At 37.3% G+C, this 383-nt stretch carries 1 pseudogene; it reads left to right on the top strand.

The annotated features are described in order from the left end of the window. Positions 1-383: pseudogene (locus tag E5983_RS10280) on the top strand (hypothetical protein); the annotation flags it as partial.

The raw sequence follows: 383 nt of genomic DNA, 5'->3' as shown, positions 1-383 counted from the left end.
ATTAGAGCAGTCATCTGAAAACCTAGCTAAGGCTAAAGAAAAACTAAGTGCTATTAAATTAGATTTGGAACAAAAGAGTCTGGCTTTGGAACAAGCAAAAAGTGAATTAGAGCCTATGAAATCTGCAATGTTTGAAGCAGAAAGCAAGTATCAGGCCTTAATGACAGGCTATCGAGCTATGCTTGAAGAGAAACAGGCAGAACAATTGCTGATGGACTATCAAAGTATTGTATCGTCTGGTGGTCAGGTAGTTCCTGTCATTGATGAAACAGGTAAAGTTACATCCTATGTCAACGGTAAATCTAGTAAGGATGCTACAAGTTCTCTAGTAAATGTTTCAACTAAATTGATGTCAGGTGAGCATCAAGTAAAAGAAAGTTCCA

The organism is Streptococcus danieliae (assembly GCF_009767945.1).
In the GTDB taxonomy this organism is placed as follows: domain Bacteria; phylum Bacillota; class Bacilli; order Lactobacillales; family Streptococcaceae; genus Streptococcus; species Streptococcus danieliae.
Note: the sequence above shows the minus strand (reverse complement) of the source record. Positions and strands in the feature narration are given on the sequence as shown.